An 18,128-nucleotide genomic window follows, 5' to 3' on the forward strand; every position below is an offset into this window, starting at 1 on the left:
TCCTTTCTTTAACTATAACAAGAAAAAGCTTATAACACTAACCATTTTATTATTATTGTTTAAATAACATTTCCGTTTATTCCATTTTGTTCTGAAAAGAATCTAACTTTCTTTCTATTGCAGCAAGTCTTTCCTCTAATTGCCGGTCTTTTTCGTTTGTGTCTCTCGCTTCTTGTACGTATTCATCAATCGCCAGGCTTCCCGCATAAGTGCTTATGGCATCTCCAAAGTAGCTAACAACCCGCCTATTAAAGCCAGCTTTAAGCTGTATGCAATTTGTATTTCTTCCGGATTCGAAGTATCATTATTATTATTTTTTTCATTCATTTGACCTCAACCTCTCGATTCAAATCATATTCCGTTATTTATCGTATTCAAATTAGACGCTTGCCGTTAATATAATATCGAAGAAAAAACGCCACAGCAGTACTATGGCGTTTTTTCTCAATATTATTTTTTATATTATATTTCCATAACCCCGCCGGTATTCGCAGAAGTTACAAGCTTAGAATAACGGCCAAGCCAGCCTTTTTTCACTTTTGGTTCAAAGCCTTTCCAGTTTGCTTTGCGTTTTTCAAATTCTTCATCTGATACCAGCAGATTCATTTCACGGTTTTCAAGATCTAATTCAATCAAATCTCCATCCTCTACAAAGGCAATCGGACCGCCCTCTGCGGCTTCTGGAGAAATATGTCCAATGGAAATCCCTCTCGATGCGCCGGAGAAACGTCCGTCCGTGATTAAACCAACTTTCGCTCCCAGTCCACGTCCTACAATCTGTGAAGTCGGAGCAAGCATTTCCGGCATTCCCGGTCCGCCCTTAGGACCTTCATAGCGGATAACAACGACATGACCTTCTTCCACTTTACCGGACTCAATTCCTTCCAGTGCTTCTTCCTGTGAATCAAAGCAGATAGCCGGGCCTTTAAAATATCCGCCAACCTCTGGATCAATAGCACCTACTTTAACAATAGAGCCATTTGGCGCCAAGTTTCCAAATAATACAGCAAGTCCGCCCCGTTCGGAATGCGGATTGTCGAGTGTATGGATAACATCTTTATCAAGGATTTCCGAATCCTGCACGTTTTCCCGAATTGTTTTCGCCGACACACTGAGATTATCTCCATAAAATGCACCCGGTTTCTTAAGTAGTTCATTAATAATCGCACTGATTCCGCCTGCTCTGTCAACATCTTCAATATGATAATTAGATGCCGGGGCAACTTTTGCTAAATGAGGTACACGATTGGCAATCTCATTAATACGTTCCAATGGATAATCTACTTCTGCTTCATGCGCCAGTGCTAATGTATGTAACACTGTATTGGTTGACCCGCCCATTGCCATATCCAGCGCAAAAGCATTATCAATAGCTTCTTTTGTTACAATATCACGCGGTTTAATATCTTTTTCGATTAATTCCATTAATTGTTTTGCTGAGCGTCTCACAAATTCTTTCCGTTCTTCCGCAACAGCAAGAATTGTTCCATTGCCTGGAAGTGCAAGTCCAATGCCTTCAGCTAGACAATTCATTGAGTTAGCGGTAAACATTCCGGAACATGACCCGCATGTCGGACAAGCATTTTGCTCCAATTCCAGTAATCTCGCTTCGTCAATTTTACCAGCTTGATAGGCTCCTACCCCTTCAAAAACAGAAGTAAGTGAAAGCGGGTTGCCCGCACTATCCGTTCCTGCCTTCATCGGACCGCCGCTGACAAAGATGGATGGAATATTTACACGAAGAGCTCCCATCAGCATTCCCGGAGTAATTTTGTCACAGTTCGGAATGCAGACCATGCCATCAAACCAGTGGGCATTTGCCACTGTTTCCACAGAATCAGCAATAAGCTCCCGGCTTGGCAGGGAATATCGCATTCCAATATGCCCCATTGCAATCCCGTCATCTACACCAATTGTATTCATCTCAAATGGTATACCGCCGGCTTCACGAATTGCTTCTTTTACAATTTTTCCGAATTCTTGTAAGTGGATATGTCCTGGAACAATATCTATATAAGAGTTGACCACCAGAATAAATGGTTTTCCCAAGTCCTTTGTTTTTACTCCTGCAGCATGTAGCAGGCTTCGATGCGGTGCACGATCAACACCCTTTTTAATCATATCGCTGCGCAGTTCTGCCAATTTCAATACCTTCTTTCTAAGATTTTTACTAATAGTGTAACAGTCAGAGGATGAGCCTCTGTGTTGCTTGGTCTGGAATGCATCAGACACGTATTTCCTCTAAAAACCTTCAAAACAGATTTATTTTTCAGTCTATTTCGATTTAGAATTTAACTAATGATTGCATTCTAAAAAACATTCTAATTTTATTATTCTACTACTTATACTAAAAAAATTATATACTAAATTACAAATTTAGAGAAAAATCCTAAGATATTTTGACAGTATATGCAAGAAAATGGTACAAGAATTGATTCATCGTCTGCTTGTTTTAACTTTTCCCTTTTCGCATGCCCAAACCAATGATTCAGAAATTACAACAGCCTAAAATGATATCTGCTCAACAATTTTATCTGGAATACGTATGCTTACTTACCTGTATAAAAAGAAAAAACCGCTCCCAGTAGGCGATTGTTTCTTTTTATACATATTGACAGAGAACCGGGCAATCCCCAGTGTCGAAAGGAAGTCTCTTAAATAACCCCAATAAGCGCTGCAATAATTACTAACACAATACTTAATCCCCACAACCAGGGAAGCGAATATTTGATATGACGCCCCATTTCTAACCCTGATAAACCAAGCGCCAGCCAAACTGCTGGTGCAAGCGGGCTAACAAATGTCCCTACAATGTTTCCAATAACCATCGCATATACTGTAGATACGGACTCTACACCAAAACCTGACGCAATTTGTTCCACGACTGGAAGTATTCCGAAATAATACGCATCTGTACTCGTGAGCAAGTCAAGAGGTACTCCTAAGAAGCCGATAATCAGATGTAAATATGGTCCGACGGCTTCAGGCATGATGGACACACCATCTTCCGCTATTGCATCCATCATTCCTGTCCCTGTTAAAACCCCCAGAAATGTTCCAGCAGCCAAAATAATCGTCGCCATCGTTAAAGCACTTGAAGCATGTGCTTTAATTCTCTCCGTTTGATCATTCATTTTTGGATAATTGATTGGTAATGCAAAACCAAGTCCAATCATAAATGCAAGTCCAGCCGGGATAATCCCGGTAACTAACAGTGCAATAACACCTAATGCAATAATCGTATTTATCCAAAGCAATTTCGGACGCGCGTTCGGATTTTTATTGGAGGAGCTTTTCTCGCTCTCCGTGCTGTCAATATTTTCTGCAGTATTCTCCAGTGCAGCAGCAGCCTCCATTTTCCCAAAGCGCCGTTCAATTTTTTGTTTTTCCCTAAATCCAAGAAATATTGCTATACCAATCATTAATACCATTCCAATGATTTGGACTGGTATGAGAGGATACCATAATTCCGTAATATTCATACCTAAAACAGAAGCAGATCGTCCTAAAGGTCCTCCCCACGGAACCATGTTCATGATAGCTGCACTCCCTGCAATCAAAAGAAGCAGCAAATATGGGTTCATGTTCAATCGTTTATACAGCGGAAGCAATGCCGGAATCGTAATGAGAAATGTCGACGCTCCAGAACCATCCAACTGTGCAACAGCTGCAATAAAAACCGTAGCTACACTTACAGCAATAACATTCCCGCGAGAAAATGCAACCATTTTATTAATTAATGGATCAAATAGTCCGGCATCTGACATCACGCCGAAGAAAAGAATCGCAAAAATGAACATAACAGCAACGTCGATGACAGTAGTAATTCCTTTATTAAAAAAATCTCCAATTTCTCCTAAACCAAAACCTGCAATAAAAGCACCCAAAATAGGTATTAATACCATCGCAATAATTGGTTGAACTTTTCCTCTAATCAATAAAACGACAATTGTCAGTATAGTTAGAAATCCTATTAAACTTAACATCCCTATCTCCCCTTATTTCATACTATTTATTATCCCCCTTGATTGCCAGCTTGTTCTGCCCTTACTGAAAGCGTTAACAATCCATTCAAAAAAAAAGAAGCTTTTTTCGGCTAATAAATAAAATAGCATGAAAAAAAAGAAGGCGGAACCTTCTTCTCATAAGTTGTTTATTTCTTATATTAATCATTTTGTTCATAAGTTTCACGATGCATGTACTTTCGCTCCGGCCTGCCGACGGTTCCGTATTTTAATGTCGTATGAACCTCTTTCGCAGAAACAAGGTATTCCAGGTAGCGGCGCGCCGTAGATCTGCTCGTTCCGATTTTCTTACTCAATTCCACAGCAGTGATCCCTTTCCCTTTATCTGCTCCTAAAAGCTGTTTGATATCTTTCAAGGTAATTGGATCAATCCCTTTAGGTAAATTCGTATTTGTACTACTGGAGTAAGATAGATAACTGACGTCTGTAACACCTATTAAGGCATCAATTTCATTTTGTTCTAACGACTCTTTAACAGAAAGAAATTTCCGATATTCCTTATACCGCTAGGGAATGCGCAAAACGATCCGCATCGACCGGTTTTACGATATAATCAAAAGCACCTCCCCTTAATGCTTCTTCAATGGTTTCTGTCTCGTTAGCAGCAGTAACAGGAATCAAATCGATTTCATGATAGAGACGTCGCAGCTGCCAAAGCAGGTCCAAACCTTGTACATCAGGGATGTAAATATCAAGCAGAATCAGCTGTGGAAGAGAAGAGCAATTTTCAAGATACGCAAGTGCCTCTTCTCCAGTTTTTACTACTTCCTGAACCATATACCCTTCTACCTTCTCTACATATCTCCGATTTATGTCAGCAATCCGAAAATCGTCTTCGATAATAAGAGCCTGTATGCTATCACTCATCCGAATCCCCCCCATTCTTCGGTATAATCATTACAAAACAGGCACCGCCCATTTCTCCTTCTTCCAGCATAATTTGACCGCCTTGCTTGTGGACGATATGCCGTGTCAATGCCAGCCCTATCCCGCGGTTTTCCTCTCCTTTTGTGGAGTATCCCTGTTCAAAGATATGAGCTGCTGCTTCTTCTGATATACCATGTCCAGAATCATCCACCTCTACTACGATATCGTCTCCAATGTCAGTGAAAAAGAGACTAATTTGCCGCTCACCCTCCTGATTACTTTTCACGGCCTCTAACGCATTCTCGAGCATATTTCCAACACCAGTAATTAATGCCTCCTGCTTGTTTCCATGGTAAGTATGGTTAAGCTGACTGTCCGGGTGAATCGAGATAGTAACCCCAAGCTCATTCGCCTGATTGATTTTCCCTTGCAATAGCCCTTGCACAACGGGATCAGCCGCGTGCTGTGTTAAGATTTGTGATTGATTCTCTTGGATATTTCTTTTCTTTTTAATAAAATCGATGGCTTCTTCGTGTTCTCCTAACTGAAGCAAGCCGAGAATGGTATATAAACTATTGGCAAATTCATGTGTTTGAGCACGTTGGGCATTTGAATACTGTTTAATTTGTTGAAGTTCCCGGGTCACATGCTCTATTTCTGTTTTTTTCCGGAAAGTAGATACTGCCCCAGCTACTTTCCCTTCCATATAAACAGGCACTTGATTTACAATAACAATCGATTCTCCGAATATCATTTCCTTGTCGTACTGGCTCTTTCCACTTTTCAAAACTTCAGACAAACCTGCATGAGGAATCAGCCGATTAATCGATTTCCCTAAAAATTGGTCAAACTGCTCATCCTCACGAAACAAGACCTGTTTGGCAGCTTTGTTCATCATAATTATCATTCCATGATGATCAACCGCTATCATTCCTTCATGTGTGGACTGCAATATCGCTTCTTTTTGCAATAGTAAATAAGAAATATCCTTGGGTTCCATATTGAACAATAACCTTTTTATATGGTACGCAATAAAAATGGCACCAGCAACCCCTAATACAACAATTCCTAACATGGTGAGCCATAGGGACTTACTCTGATTTGCTATAATGCTTTGGACATCCTCACTTAGAAAGCCTACGGACACGACACCGAGAATATTCCCTGCTTCATCTCTTACCGGTACCTTTCCACGAATGGACAAACCAAGTGACCCCTTACTCTGAGATACATAAGCTTCTCCATTTTGTAAAGCGCGGGTGTTGTCTCCGCCTACCATTTTTTCTCCAATCCTTTCCGGGTTTGGATGAGAATAGCGGACCCCTTCCTTGTTTCCAACCACAATAAATTCAGCATCCGTTTCTTCCTGAATCGGAGCAACAATTTCCTGAATGACCGAAGCTGGATCATTTAACTCGAAAGCTGACCTTATTTCCGGCATATTGGCAACACTTTTAGCTACGCTTAGTGCACGTTTCCCAACCTGGTCTTCAATGGTGTCGGAAATAAATGAGTGGAGAAACCAGGTAAATAGAATAAAAATACCCAATATCAGCAAGCTGATCAGGAGAATCATCTTGCTTTTTAAACTCAACGCTGCTTTCGGCTCTAAATTTCCCTTTCCGTTTGCCTTATGCAAATGAAACATATTGTTGATCTCCTCGTTATGTAAAACTTGCAAGAAAGATTATGTATCGGCAGCTTTAATCAAATCTCTCTGTCTCAAGTTTTTTAATCTTTTCTTCGATTCTATTATAAAGGGAAAGAGATACGTGTGTCACTCTTTCGTATTATTATGAAAATAAAAAAGTAACCTCTTAAGACAAACAAGTCAAAGAGATTACTTTCAATTAAATTATAATGATATACTGTCCCTCTGCCCAAACAGAAGTTTGAATACTATTTTTATAATTCTACACTCACGATACTTTTCTTCATCTGCTATCCTTCTATATCACGCCGCTTATATCCCAGTGCGCCAATTAATACTAATAATACACTTATTCCGCAAAGAATCAGTATTGCAGCATAAGATAGCTCTTCACTCGGATAAACCGGAACATGTTCATAGACCGATAGATTTCGCAGCCAATTCGGAAGTTCTAAAATATCTCCTAAATAGATGACGACAAACCCGTAAACGAGGAAGAGCCACACAAGTGAAGTTGCCTTGGGAATCCAGCCGATTAATAAAACAGTAAAGCCTAACACAAGCAGAATTGCTGGAATATATACGACGGAAGCTCCCAGTACATCTGTAAGTGTCATCATATCCTCACTGACAGCTGCTCCGACACTCCATAATACAAGCGCCTGCAATATCGGCAACAGAACAGCAATGATAATAGATGGAACGAGATAAGCCCTCAGCAGCTGCATCCGCGATACTGCCCTGCTGAATAAAAGCTCTGTCCGATTTGCTTTCTCTTCCCCGCGGAGCCTCAGGAAACTGATAATCACCGGTGCAGTAATAAATAATGCCATTATAGCCATCAGTAAAACAATAAATTGCTCCATCACATTCCCCTCGCCCGTTAAAAAGGCTTGCATCGCTTCATTTTCTAAAAAGAAAGTTTCTAAATCTCCTAATATAAGCGCAAAAACAATATGAAGCAGTAAAATGCCAAGAACCCACATTAAAATCATTGTTTTTTGCAAACGGATAACCAGCCCCGCCTTTGTTTTTAAAAAGGCAGAAGCATAGACCGATCCAGCTCTCTCAGGCAGTAATCCGTCACCTATATCACGCTTTGCCTGCATAATAAATGCAATGATTCCAAACCCAATACCGCTTACAAGTAATAATCCTGCCGGAGTCCAGCTATTTTCCACAAAAACATAAGCTCTGGATAACCATCCAAGCGGGCTGATCCAGGATAAAAATGCCGCTTCTACGTCCCCCACAGCCCGTAAAATATAGAAGAAAAATAATGCCCCGAAACTCAAAATACCAGCTCCTCTTGAAGAGGTAACAAAATGGGCAAAGAACGCTGTCAATGTACCAGCCAGAAACCCAAAGCAGCCCAGAAGACTGCTGTAAAGAACAATCCCCGAAAAATCAAAACCATCTATTTGCATGGCTGTCATTGCTGCTGTAAGCAAAATGATAAGCAGGATATTTACCAACAGCATCACCATAAAGGAAGCCGCCAAATAGCTTAAACGTCCAACGGATCTAGACTGGACAAGTTCTAAAATACCATTTTCTTCATCATCTCTTGTTAGCTTTGACATAAGCAATATATTCATGATTGCTACAGCAATCGCAGAAAACAGCAGCATCTCCAGCGCAAACATGCTCCCAATTTTTTGATAATGATCATACCCTATTCCAAGCATCGCAATCATGGCCGGGTTTTCCATCGTCATAGCGTACGCTTCTCTGGATGCCTGATCTGGATACATGTCTGGATAAGCGTAGGCTACAGAGCAAGTCACCAGGACAAGCCCTGCCAGCCACAGCAGCAGACGCAGTCTGTGCTGCCGCAATAAAATAGGAAAAAGAATCCCCGTTCCTTTAATATGCTTTCTCATTGTACATTCTCCTCGACACTTTTCCCTTCATAATGACGCATAAATAAATCCTCAAGCATTGGCGGGGTACTCTCTATTTTCCGCACACCATATTTGTTTAAATAGTTGATAATCCCCTCCATATGGTCTGTATCTGCCTGAAAGGAAAATTGCTTTCCTGTCTCTTCCAGCTGATGCACGCCGGACAGCTTTGCTAAACCTTCAGGGACTTCTCTGGTTTCCGCCTGTATCTGCATCCTGGTTAAATGACGCAAATCATCCAATGTCCCTCTTTCAATGATTTCACCTCTGCGGATAATCGCAACACGATCACAAAGCTTCTCCACTTCCGATAAAATATGACTGGATAAAAGAACCGTCTTCCCTGCTTCCTTCACTCCTCTGACACCCTGCTGAAAAATATGTTCCATCAATGGGTCAAGTCCCGAGGTCGGCTCATCCAGAATAAATAAATCGGCTTCTGAAGCAAAAGCGGCTATTAAAGCAATCTTTTGCCGGTTCCCCTTTGAATAAGACCTTGCTTTCTTGGTTGGATCAAACTGAAATCGTTCCACCCATTCATCGCGCTTCTTCTTTGAATAGCTCCCGTTCATTTTCAATAAAACATCAATCACTTCGCCGCCTGTTAAGTTAGGCCATACATATACATCCCCCGGTACATAAGCACAGCGTTTATGAATTTCCGCAGCATCCTTCCATGCGTCCTTGCCAAATAATACCGCACGTCCCTCCGTTGCCTTCAGCATTCCTAATAAAATACGTATCGTTGTTGATTTCCCCGCTCCATTCGGCCCAATAAATCCATAAATTTCTCCTTCTTTTAATTCCATTGATACTTGATTCAGCGCTTGAAAATTACCAAACCTTTTCGATATGCGATCCAGCTGCAGCACAGTCATAAAAATCCTCCTCGAAAGTTTTGAAATATTTAACCTTATACATTTCATAATATAACTAAAACAATCCTTCGTCAATGAGTTTTGAAATATTTTTACGTTTATATTTCATTTTTAAATATGATATGATAAGGATGGAGGTGGCAAGCTATGGATGGTTTTGAACGCAGGACATCTATCAAAAAACAAATGATTTTAAAAACAAGCGCTGTACTATTTCAAAAAGAAGGCATCAAAAAGGTTTCCATCTCACGAATAGCTAAAGAAGCAAACGTGTCACAGGTAACCATTTACAATTACTTTGAAAGCAAAGAAAAGTTATTGTACGAAGCACTTGTTTATATTGTCAGTCAAATGTGGGAAGAATACCGTAAACTGATTGATCAGCCCTTGTCATATGAAGAGAAGATGAAACGATTTATATTTTCTGAATCACAAGCTGTACACGATTTACATGATGAGTTTTCCGACTATATGATGGATCAGTTTAAAATACCCGGAAATTTTATTGAACGCCTCTATCAGGAAAAAGCACTGCCGGCAATGATGCAGCTTGTTCAGCAAGGCAGAGATGAGGGGTTCATTGATTCTTCTATTAGTGATACAGCCATCTTTGTTTATTTACAGATGTTTACCGATTATTTACAGAAAGAAAATGCTATCGAGCAGCTTGTTCCGCTGACTGAAGAATTAATGAAGTTGTTTTTCTATGGCATTGCGGGGAAAAGTGGTTAAAAAGCTTGGTGTATGTTTAAGAAAGTCTCAAATTCCTGGACTCTTTTTTAGACTTCCTTATCTGCCGGGATGTAAGCCTTTAGGAGATGTTCAAATTTGTTACATGTTATAAATGAAAAAACCTGACTGAAGAAAATAGTTCATCTATCAGCCAGGTTTTTTATTCATTTTATTTCTTCACTTTTGAGACAATCATCATGATGACTGCTACAACAACTGCCGGCAAGAGCCAGCCTAAGCCTTCTGCATAAAGCGGCAGAACATCACCCAGTGCCTCAATAAGCGTATCCAGCCATGCAGGCACTGCAATTTTTAATGACTGATAAAGTGCTACAAGACCGTCTATGATACTAAAAAGGAATGTGACCGCAATGGTCGGAATGTAAACAAGACGTGAATGATTGAAAAATGGTGACACAAACGTCAATAAAACTAATACCATTGCCAGCGGGTATAAGAACATAAGTACCGGTGTAGAAAAAGCAATAATATTTTCTAAACCAAAGTTAGCTATTACAAAGGTTAAAATTGCAAAGAAAAATACCCATACTTTATAAGCAATCGCAGGAATTAATGTATGGAAATACTCTGCGTTGGCTGTAATCAGACCAATAGCAGTGGTCAGACAAGCTAATATAATAATAGCAGCCAGCAAAATCGTCCCCAGTGTACCGAAATAATAGGCAGCCGCACCACTTAACACAGGTCCCCCGTTTTCAAATACCCCTAACTCTGTCACACTTGTTGCACCCAGGTAAGAGATTCCCACATAAATAATAACCAGCAGCGCTGTTGACGTTAAACCAATTTTAGTAACAGCAGAAAGAATTTGATTATTATCGGTAATACCAAAACCTTTGATAACATTAATAATAATAATACCAAATACGAGTGCAGCCAAGGCATCCATCGTATTGTAACCTTCTAAAAAGCCGAGAAAAAAGGCTGACGATTGATACGTTTCATCCGGAGATTGAATAGCTCCCATCGGATTAAAAAAGGCGACTGTCAATAAAATAAGCAGCAGAACCACCAGCGCCGGCGCCAAAAATTTCCCAATATTATCAACAATTTTAGATGGGAATAATGAGAAAAGCAGAGCAATTAAGAAAAAAGCTCCTGTAAAAATTAAAAGAACTGTTGATTGTGCTCCTTCACTTACATATGGAGCAATACCAACTTCATAAGCAACAGTTCCTGTTCTTGGGGCCGCAAAGAACGGTCCAATGGTTAAGTAAAGTAACGCAGTAAATGCTAGACCATAAACAGGATGAACACGGCTCGCAAGCTCCTGCAGATTATTTTTTCCAGAGAAGCCCATTGCCATAATACCGAGAAAAGGCAACCCTACTCCAGTTATTAAAAAGCCAATCGTAGCCGGAGTAATATTATCTCCTGATAACTGCCCCAGCTGAGCCGGAAAAATCAGGTTCCCCGCTCCAAAAAATAAAGCAAATAACATAAATGCAATCGCTAAATAATTGCCTATACGCAGTTTGGTATTCATTTTATTCCTCCTACTTCCAAACCTATAGTTCTTGGAATTATCTAATTATTTAACATAATTTGACACGATTTCTATGTTACTACTTTAAAATTTGAAATGCAATGGAAAGCAGGTGAATAACACAATTAGAAAAATATTCCATAAACAGACGCTAACATCTTATCTTTTTTGATAGACAATCTCTCTTCGAACTTATACTATTATATATAATTATAAAATGAAAATTCATTCAGGCAGGAGGTCTCCTCTGCCAAATAGACTGAGAAAACATTTACAAATCATAATGTAAAGAGGTAGATAAATAATGAAATTATCCCAACGTGTAGAACAACTTCCATCCCAGTTCTTTGCATCACTTGCCGGTAAAGTAGCTGCTGCAATAGCAGAAGGAAGAGATATTATTAACCTGGGGCAAGGAAATCCGGATCAGCCGACACCCCCGCACATTATTCGTGCCCTTCAGGAAAGTGCTGAAAATCCAGTTACACATAAATATTCTCCTTTCCGCGGCACAGATGAATTAAAGCAGGCTGCTGCACAGTTTTACAAAAGAGAGTATGGTGTCGATTTAGATCCTGCTACAGAAATTGCTATTTTATTTGGCAGTAAAATCGGCTTGATAGAACTGCCCTTAGCTCTAATGGACAAGGGAGAATTAATGCTCTTACCCGATCCTGGATACCCGGATTATCTGTCCAGTGTTCCATTAGCAGATGTTACTTATGACACGTTTCCATTACTAGAAGAAAATGATTTTTTACCGGATTATACAGCATTAACAGATGAACAGAAGAAACTTGCCAAGCTATTATATCTCAACTATCCGAATAACCCGACCGGAGCAGTTGCAACAAAGGAATTTTTTGAAGATACTGTTGCATTAGCTGAAGAAAATGATATCGGCATTGTTCATGATTTTGCATATGGCGCAATCGGCTTTGACGGACACCAGCCGGTAAGCTTCCTGCAAATAGAAGGAGCGAAGGATATCGGTGTTGAGCTATATACGCTCTCCAAAACCTATAATATGGCAGGCTGGCGCGTCGGATTTGCTGCTGGAAATAAAGATATGATTGAAGCGATCAATATTCTGCAGGATCATTTATTTGTCAGCCTTTTTCTTGCTATTCAAAAAGCTGCTGCCGAAGCATTATCGGGTGACCAAAGCTGCGTCACCTCTCTTGTAACACTTTATGAACAGCGCAGAAATGTTTTAATGGAGGAATGCAGACGTATCGGCTGGGAGGTAACTGCACCAAAAGGCTCCTTCTTTGCCTGGCTCCCGGTCCCGGCAGCATTTACAAGTGAAGAATTTGCGGATTATTTATTAAAGGAAGCAGATGTAGCTGTTGCTGCCGGAAATGGTTTCGGAAGAACCGGAGAAGGCTATATACGTGTCGGCTTGCTGGTGGAAGACGAGCGCATACGTGAAGCAATCCGACGTATTGAAAAATTGAACTTATTTCAAAAATAAGCATTGACGAAACCTGTAAAATAAGATATTTTTAAATAATACAATTCAATAAGTGCGTGTTCAAAAAGGCCGATAAATAGGACCAAGAAGTTCAAGGCGACTAGCTTTTTACGAACGGAGCGTATGCATTATAATACGTGAGTATCGGAAAAAGCTCGTCAACGTAGAAATTCGCAGTGTCATCTTTATTGGACTTTTTGAACATCCTCTATAAGTGTTATATCTCTTATCCAGAGTAGCTGAGGGACTGGCCCGTTGAAGCTCGGCAACCTTAAAAAGGTGCTAATTCCAGCAAGACATCCGTCTTGAAAGATGAGAGCAGAAAATAAATCTATGTTTTCGAGCCTCTCTTTCGCCAGAGAGGCTCTTTTTATGAATTGTACAAGTATTGATTAAAAGCGCATCCGCCGCTTAAAAATAGAAAGGCAGGAAGAACATCAATGATCAAGTTAGAAAATGTCACGAAAGTTTTCCCGTCCAAAAAAGGAAAAGATGTTACTGCATTAGACAATGTGACGATTTCTGTCAATAAAGGAGAAATCCATGGCGTTATCGGTTATAGCGGTGCAGGAAAAAGTACATTAATTCGTTGTGTCAATTTACTGGAAACACCATCCAAGGGGAAGGTATGGATTGACGGAATTGATTTAACAAAATTATCGAAGGAAAAGCTCCGGCAGACAAGACAGAAAGTCGGCATGATTTTTCAGCATTTTAATTTATTAAAAACAGCTACCGTCTATGACAATATTGCTATCCCTTTAAAATTACTCGGTGTGCCGAAATCAAAAATTGCTGAACGGGTTGTTAAATACCTGGAAATTGTTGATTTAGTTGAGAAAAAAGATTCTTACCCTGCTCAGCTTTCCGGCGGTCAAAAGCAGCGTGTAGCTATTGCAAGAGCACTTTCTCAGGAACCACAGGTGCTCCTGAGTGATGAAGCAACCAGCGCATTAGATCCCGAAACAACTAATTCCATTCTTGAATTATTATTAAAAATTAATGCAGAGCTCGGGATTACGATTCTATTAATCACACATGAAATGAATGTTATTCAAAAAATATGTGATTATGTATATGTCATCGAAAATGGAAATCTTATTGAGCAAGGCTCTACGATTGAATTATTTACAAAGCCGCAGCAGCCGACCACAAAAAAATTCCTCAATACGATTTCACAGCGGAAGTTATCTGACCGTCTGGTTGATGAATTGAAATTGGAAGGAAGGGTCGTTCGTCTGACCTTTTTAGGGGAAAATACAGGGCAACCGCTGCTATCTAAGGTTACACAGCAATTTTATGTAGAACCGAATATCCTCACAGCAAATATAATCGAATTAAAAAACGGCATCGTCGGTAATCTCGTTGTTCATTTAATCGGCAATGATCAGCAGGTAGAACAATCACTCTCTTTCTTGCAGGAACAAGGCGTAGAAATAGAAGAATTGGGGGTAAACTAATATGCAATCCTTTATTGATCAATGGCTGCCAATATTTTACGAAGCAATAAAAGATACTTTTCTCATGGTTGCTATTTCTCTTGCTTTCTCAGTACTTATAGGTATCATTTTAGCCATCATTTTAATCTTGACGCGTCCTGGACAACCTTTGCAAAATAAATTTGTTTATCAGTTTTTTAATTTACTAATAAACGTCATTCGTTCCATTCCGTTTATTATTCTTTTATTTTTTATGCTTCCATTCACCAAATTTATAGTAGGAACTTCTATTGGTGTCGAAGGGGCTATTGTACCGCTCGTAGTTAATGCTGCCCCGTATATTGCCAGACTGATTGAATCTTCCCTGCTAGAGGTAAACCAGGGTGTTATTGAAGCATACCGGGCAATGGGGATAAAGACACATCAAATTATTTGGAATGTTATGCTTCGTGAAGCCAGACCGGCAATTGTCCTGGCTTTAACCATTGCAACGATCAGCCTTATCGGAGCAACAGCTATGGCAGGACTGGTTGGTGCCGGGGGCTTAGGTGACCTTGCATACAGATTTGGACATCTGCGCTATGAAACAGATGTGATGTACGTCACTGTTATACTTCTAATTATTATCGTCCAGGGTATTCAATCTATCGGAAACCGGCTTGCGGCGCGAATGAAAAAAGATTAAAACGGGGGTAAAAATATGCCAGTATCATCACAAAAAGGCTCTTTTTTAGAGCATATTACCATACAGGATTCCTTTCCCATCGGGCCTGAACAGCTTGAAGCTGCGGCAAAGCATACCTTACCTGAAGAAGTGTTTGGCCACATCCGCTCCGGTGCCGGCGGCGAGGAAACATTAAGAAAAAATAGAACAGCTTTTGAGAAGTATTCCATCATTCCAAGATGTTTAAACAATGTATCGAAGGTGGATACCTCCATTCGTATTTTAGGAAAAGAATATGCTTTTCCATTTATGGTGGCTCCCATCGGCCATTTGAAAATGGTCCACGAGGAGCCCGACTTTGCCATTGCAAACGTTGCTGCCTCTATGAATATTCCATATATCCAAAGCACTGTTACTGCCAGGTCTATCGAAGAGGTCTCAGAGGCTGTGCCTGAAGGACCTAAATGGTTTCAATTATATTGGTCAAGTAATGCTGCTATTTCCTACAGCATGGCAAAACGCGCAGAAAAAGCAGGATATGAAGCGATTGTTGTAACTGTGGATACAGTAATGCTTGGATGGCGGGAGGATGATATGCGCTATCAATATTCCCCTTTGAAAAAAGGATATGGAAAAGCCAATTATGTTCAGGATCCAGCTTTTCAGAAGGGGTTGAAGGAAGGCCAGGATGAAATTGATTCTATTATCGAGAATCTGCATCATCCGCACCTTCATTGGGACAACATAGCAGAATTACGTCAGCATACAAATCTGCCAATCTTTTTAAAAGGGATCCTTCATCCAGAAGATGCAATACAGGCTGCAGAAGCCGGGATCGACGGGATTGTTGTTTCCAATCATGGAGGCAGACAAATGGACGGGATTATTCCAAGTCTGGAAGCATTGCCGGCTATCCGTAAAGCTGTCGGCCCGGATTTCCCTCTGCTCTTTGACAGCGGTATCCGCCGGGGAGCAGATGTAATCAAAGCTATTGCACTGGGTGCCGACGCAATTTTACTTGGACGTCCTTATGCATACGCACTGGCTCTGCAGGGGGAAGCAGGTGTCCAAAAGCTATTTGCCAACCTCGCACAGGAGGTTTCTGTATCGATGGCTTTATCCGGAGCAAAGACAGTTGAAGAAGTAAAGCAGTTTACTTTAAAAGCCTCTGATTATTCATTGTAATAAAGTGTGGATTCCTGTCAGCTCTTTTCTTTTATGAAGCAGCTAAGTTGCAATAGTCTGGAGGGGACCTATGAACAGAAAAGAAAATATATTAATAGGGATATTATTTGTGATCTCAGGTATTTTGATTACCTTTTTCCTGAATACATTCACGATGATTACAGCACTGCTTATAATTGTCGCAACAGCTGTGTACGATATTTATAAGAAGCCGGCGTTTCCCAAAATTCTTTTTTATATTATTGTGTTTGGAGCATTTTCTGCTTATATCATTTTCTTTATTTAGTTTAACGAGTAACTTTGCGGTAATACGTAGGGTTACTCTTTTTTTGTCCAAAAATTGATAGTTTATAATTCCTATGATAGACACAAGAGGCTCTTCCAATTTTAAAATATAAATCTTTTTTAAATTTGGTATTTGTTATAGTACAAAAAAAGGACACCATCTGTTAAAGTAAAAGTTAAAGCTTCTATTAGAATCTGGTTCTATCCAGATGGATATGGTACAAGCAAAATCAGAACGTTTAAGAGGTGTTCGAAAGATGGATGAATGGTACAAACTTGATAATGCAGGGAAAATGTTTCATGCTGTATCTGAACAGACAAATTCTTCCGTTTTCCGGCTCGCGGCAGTAATGAAGGAAACGGTACAGCCTGATAAGCTTCAGCATGCACTTGATGATGTTCTTAAGCGTCTTCCAATGTTTGCAGTTAAGCTTAGCAAGGGATTATTTTGGGATTTCCTTGTTGAAAATAATGAAAAGCTATTTGTTCAGTATGAAAGCCAGTATCCATGTGCACCCATTGATCCTATAGAAACAAACGGCTTCCTGATGCGTGTTACTTATTATAAAAAAAGGATTGCTGTGGAATTTTTTCATTCTGTAACAGATGGCACAGGTGCTTTAGAATTTATTAAGGCGCTTATTTACCATTATCTCGTTCATCTGGGTGAAAATGTGACCTATGAGAGTACATTGATTAATATTCATGATGAACCCAGCTATTATGAACGGGATGACAGTTACCAAAATTACGTAACAGATGCAAAACCAGAAAAATTCAAGGAAGCATCTTCTTACCAAATTCGCGGCGGGTCAATAGATCAAACTGTTGTCATCCATGGAAAAATGAGTGCGGAAAAGGTACACCAGCTTGCTAAAAAGCATGGAACAACCATTACTGCTTTTATTTCAGCACTTCTAATTGCAGCTATTTATAAAGAAAGATTGAAATTTCGCGCTTATCAGGAGGAAATAAAAATTGCCATCCCTGTTAATTTAAGAAACCTGTTTCCTTCGAATACGCTGCGTAATTTTTTTGGAGTTGTCAATATTGGCATGGCCATTACGGAAGAAACAACATTGGAAGAAATTATTTCTGAAGTGTCGAAGCAGCTGCGGGAAAAAGTACGGAAAGAAAGCCTGCAGCAAAGTATTAATGACCGGGTAAAATGGCAAACAAGGCTGACTGCCAGATTTATTCCGCTTCCTATTAAATACCATGCAATCCGTTACGGTTACAGAAGCTTTAGTGAACGCACCAAAGCGATGACGATGACAAATGTCGGCAAGGTCCAGCTGCCAGAAGCTATGAAATCGCATATCTCTCATATGGAGATTATTTTGTACCCGACAAAGAAAAGCCCGATTAATGGCGCGATGATTGCAGTTGGAGATGAGCTTGTCATTTCATTTTCGAGAATGATTAAAGAAGCAGATATTATTCGTACTTTTTTCAGAGAGCTTTCTAAGACATTTAATTTGGAGATAGAAGTATACTCCAATGACAGCAGGTGAAAA

Annotated in this window: 15 protein-coding genes and 1 riboswitch; of the genes, 7 read left to right on the forward strand and 8 right to left on the reverse strand. The window is 40.0% G+C overall.

The features are described from left to right. Nucleotides 1-462: 462 nt before the first annotated feature. The 7 genes from ilvD to BN1068_RS20145 all read right to left on the reverse strand — a co-directional run bounded on the left by ilvD (nucleotide 463) and on the right by BN1068_RS20145 (nucleotide 9,325). A complete protein-coding gene (gene ilvD, locus BN1068_RS20120; protein ID WP_077605178.1) occupies nucleotides 463-2,133 on the reverse strand; it encodes a dihydroxy-acid dehydratase in 1,671 nt (556 codons plus the stop codon). A gap of 521 nt (nucleotides 2,134-2,654) precedes the next feature. Then, entirely contained in the window at nucleotides 2,655-3,986 is a 1,332-nt protein-coding gene (locus BN1068_RS20125; protein WP_077604612.1) for a CitMHS family transporter, read from the reverse strand. Nucleotides 3,987-4,165: 179 nt separating this feature from the next. Continuing rightward, nucleotides 4,166-4,381 (reverse strand): helix-turn-helix domain-containing protein, encoded by a 216-nt coding sequence (locus BN1068_RS24380; RefSeq protein WP_368483299.1) that lies wholly within the window; start codon nucleotides 4,379-4,381, stop codon nucleotides 4,166-4,168. Between the two features lie 142 nt (nucleotides 4,382-4,523). After that, entirely contained in the window at nucleotides 4,524-4,892 is a 369-nt protein-coding gene (locus BN1068_RS24385; protein WP_368483300.1) for a response regulator, read from the reverse strand. Beyond that, nucleotides 4,885-6,540, reverse strand: a complete 1,656-nt coding sequence (locus tag BN1068_RS20135) for an ATP-binding protein (protein WP_077604613.1) — start codon at nucleotides 6,538-6,540, stop codon at nucleotides 4,885-4,887. The genes BN1068_RS24385 and BN1068_RS20135 overlap by 8 nt, the downstream gene beginning before the upstream one ends. A 293-nt stretch (nucleotides 6,541-6,833) precedes the next feature. Continuing rightward, nucleotides 6,834-8,426, reverse strand: coding sequence for an ABC transporter permease (locus BN1068_RS20140; protein WP_077604614.1), 1,593 nt, complete (start codon nucleotides 8,424-8,426; stop codon nucleotides 6,834-6,836). Further along, a complete protein-coding gene (locus BN1068_RS20145; protein ID WP_077604615.1) occupies nucleotides 8,423-9,325 on the reverse strand; it encodes an ABC transporter ATP-binding protein in 903 nt (300 codons plus the stop codon). Before BN1068_RS20145 ends, BN1068_RS20140 begins: the two co-directional genes overlap by 4 nt. 147 nt (nucleotides 9,326-9,472) lie before the next feature. Here BN1068_RS20145 and BN1068_RS20150 point away from each other — a divergent pair, with 147 nt between their 5' ends. Continuing rightward, a complete protein-coding gene (locus BN1068_RS20150; RefSeq protein WP_077604616.1) occupies nucleotides 9,473-10,057 on the forward strand; it encodes a TetR/AcrR family transcriptional regulator in 585 nt (194 codons plus the stop codon). A gap of 169 nt (nucleotides 10,058-10,226) precedes the next feature. Here the strand turns inward: BN1068_RS20150 and brnQ are convergent, their stop codons facing one another. Then, nucleotides 10,227-11,564, reverse strand: a complete 1,338-nt coding sequence (gene brnQ / locus BN1068_RS20155) for a branched-chain amino acid transport system II carrier protein (RefSeq protein WP_077604617.1) — start codon at nucleotides 11,562-11,564, stop codon at nucleotides 10,227-10,229. 304 nt (nucleotides 11,565-11,868) lie between these two features. Here brnQ and BN1068_RS20160 point away from each other — a divergent pair, with 304 nt between their 5' ends. The 6 genes from BN1068_RS20160 to BN1068_RS20185 all read left to right on the forward strand — a co-directional run bounded on the left by BN1068_RS20160 (nucleotide 11,869) and on the right by BN1068_RS20185 (nucleotide 18,125). Continuing rightward, nucleotides 11,869-13,038 carry a pyridoxal phosphate-dependent aminotransferase gene (locus tag BN1068_RS20160; RefSeq protein ID WP_175637209.1) on the forward strand — a complete coding sequence of 390 codons (1,170 nt, stop codon included), beginning with the start codon at nucleotides 11,869-11,871 and terminating at the stop codon, nucleotides 13,036-13,038. Between the two features lie 223 nt (nucleotides 13,039-13,261). Continuing rightward, nucleotides 13,262-13,357, forward strand: a riboswitch (SAM riboswitch). 121 nt (nucleotides 13,358-13,478) lie between these two features. After that, nucleotides 13,479-14,498: a methionine ABC transporter ATP-binding protein gene (locus tag BN1068_RS20165; RefSeq protein WP_077604619.1), complete on the forward strand. Its 1,020-nt coding sequence runs from the start codon at nucleotides 13,479-13,481 to the stop codon at nucleotides 14,496-14,498. A 1-nt stretch (nucleotide 14,499) separates the two neighbouring features. Next, the gene (locus BN1068_RS20170) at nucleotides 14,500-15,162 is read left to right on the forward strand and encodes a methionine ABC transporter permease (protein ID WP_077604620.1); all 663 of its coding nucleotides are present in this window, start codon (nucleotides 14,500-14,502) and stop codon (nucleotides 15,160-15,162) included. A gap of 15 nt (nucleotides 15,163-15,177) precedes the next feature. Beyond that, entirely contained in the window at nucleotides 15,178-16,326 is a 1,149-nt protein-coding gene (locus BN1068_RS20175; protein WP_077604621.1) for an alpha-hydroxy-acid oxidizing protein, read from the forward strand. Between the two features lie 70 nt (nucleotides 16,327-16,396). Continuing rightward, nucleotides 16,397-16,612, forward strand: coding sequence for a hypothetical protein (locus BN1068_RS20180; RefSeq protein WP_077604622.1), 216 nt, complete (start codon nucleotides 16,397-16,399; stop codon nucleotides 16,610-16,612). Nucleotides 16,613-16,868: 256 nt separating this feature from the next. Then, nucleotides 16,869-18,125 (forward strand): phthiocerol/phthiodiolone dimycocerosyl transferase family protein, encoded by a 1,257-nt coding sequence (locus tag BN1068_RS20185; protein WP_084788518.1) that lies wholly within the window; start codon nucleotides 16,869-16,871, stop codon nucleotides 18,123-18,125. The last annotated feature ends 3 nt before the right edge of the window (nucleotides 18,126-18,128 follow it).

The sequence above is a fragment of the Oceanobacillus sojae genome, assembly GCF_900162665.1.
GTDB lineage: Bacteria > Bacillota > Bacilli > Bacillales > Amphibacillaceae > Oceanobacillus > Oceanobacillus sojae_A.

Excerpts from the sequence above, each read along its gene's own strand:
- BN1068_RS20165 (WP_077604619.1), top strand. The coding sequence starts at position 13,479 with ATGATCAAGTTAGAAAATGTCACGAAAGTTTTCCCGTCCAAAAAAGGA.
- BN1068_RS20150 (WP_077604616.1), top strand. The coding sequence starts at position 9,473 with ATGGATGGTTTTGAACGCAGGACATCTATCAAAAAACAAATGATTTTA.
- BN1068_RS20175 (WP_077604621.1), top strand. The coding sequence starts at position 15,178 with ATGCCAGTATCATCACAAAAAGGCTCTTTTTTAGAGCATATTACCATA.
- BN1068_RS20145 (WP_077604615.1), bottom strand. The coding sequence starts at position 9,325 with ATGACTGTGCTGCAGCTGGATCGCATATCGAAAAGGTTTGGTAATTTT.
- BN1068_RS20180 (WP_077604622.1), top strand. The coding sequence starts at position 16,397 with ATGAACAGAAAAGAAAATATATTAATAGGGATATTATTTGTGATCTCA.
- BN1068_RS20125 (WP_077604612.1), bottom strand. The coding sequence starts at position 3,986 with ATGTTAAGTTTAATAGGATTTCTAACTATACTGACAATTGTCGTTTTA.
- brnQ (WP_077604617.1), bottom strand. The coding sequence starts at position 11,564 with ATGAATACCAAACTGCGTATAGGCAATTATTTAGCGATTGCATTTATG.
- BN1068_RS20140 (WP_077604614.1), bottom strand. The coding sequence starts at position 8,426 with ATGAGAAAGCATATTAAAGGAACGGGGATTCTTTTTCCTATTTTATTG.
- BN1068_RS20160 (WP_175637209.1), top strand. The coding sequence starts at position 11,869 with ATGAAATTATCCCAACGTGTAGAACAACTTCCATCCCAGTTCTTTGCA.
- BN1068_RS24385 (WP_368483300.1), bottom strand. The coding sequence starts at position 4,892 with ATGAGTGATAGCATACAGGCTCTTATTATCGAAGACGATTTTCGGATT.
- BN1068_RS20135 (WP_077604613.1), bottom strand. The coding sequence starts at position 6,540 with ATGTTTCATTTGCATAAGGCAAACGGAAAGGGAAATTTAGAGCCGAAA.
- BN1068_RS20170 (WP_077604620.1), top strand. The coding sequence starts at position 14,500 with ATGCAATCCTTTATTGATCAATGGCTGCCAATATTTTACGAAGCAATA.
- BN1068_RS20185 (WP_084788518.1), top strand. The coding sequence starts at position 16,869 with ATGGATGAATGGTACAAACTTGATAATGCAGGGAAAATGTTTCATGCT.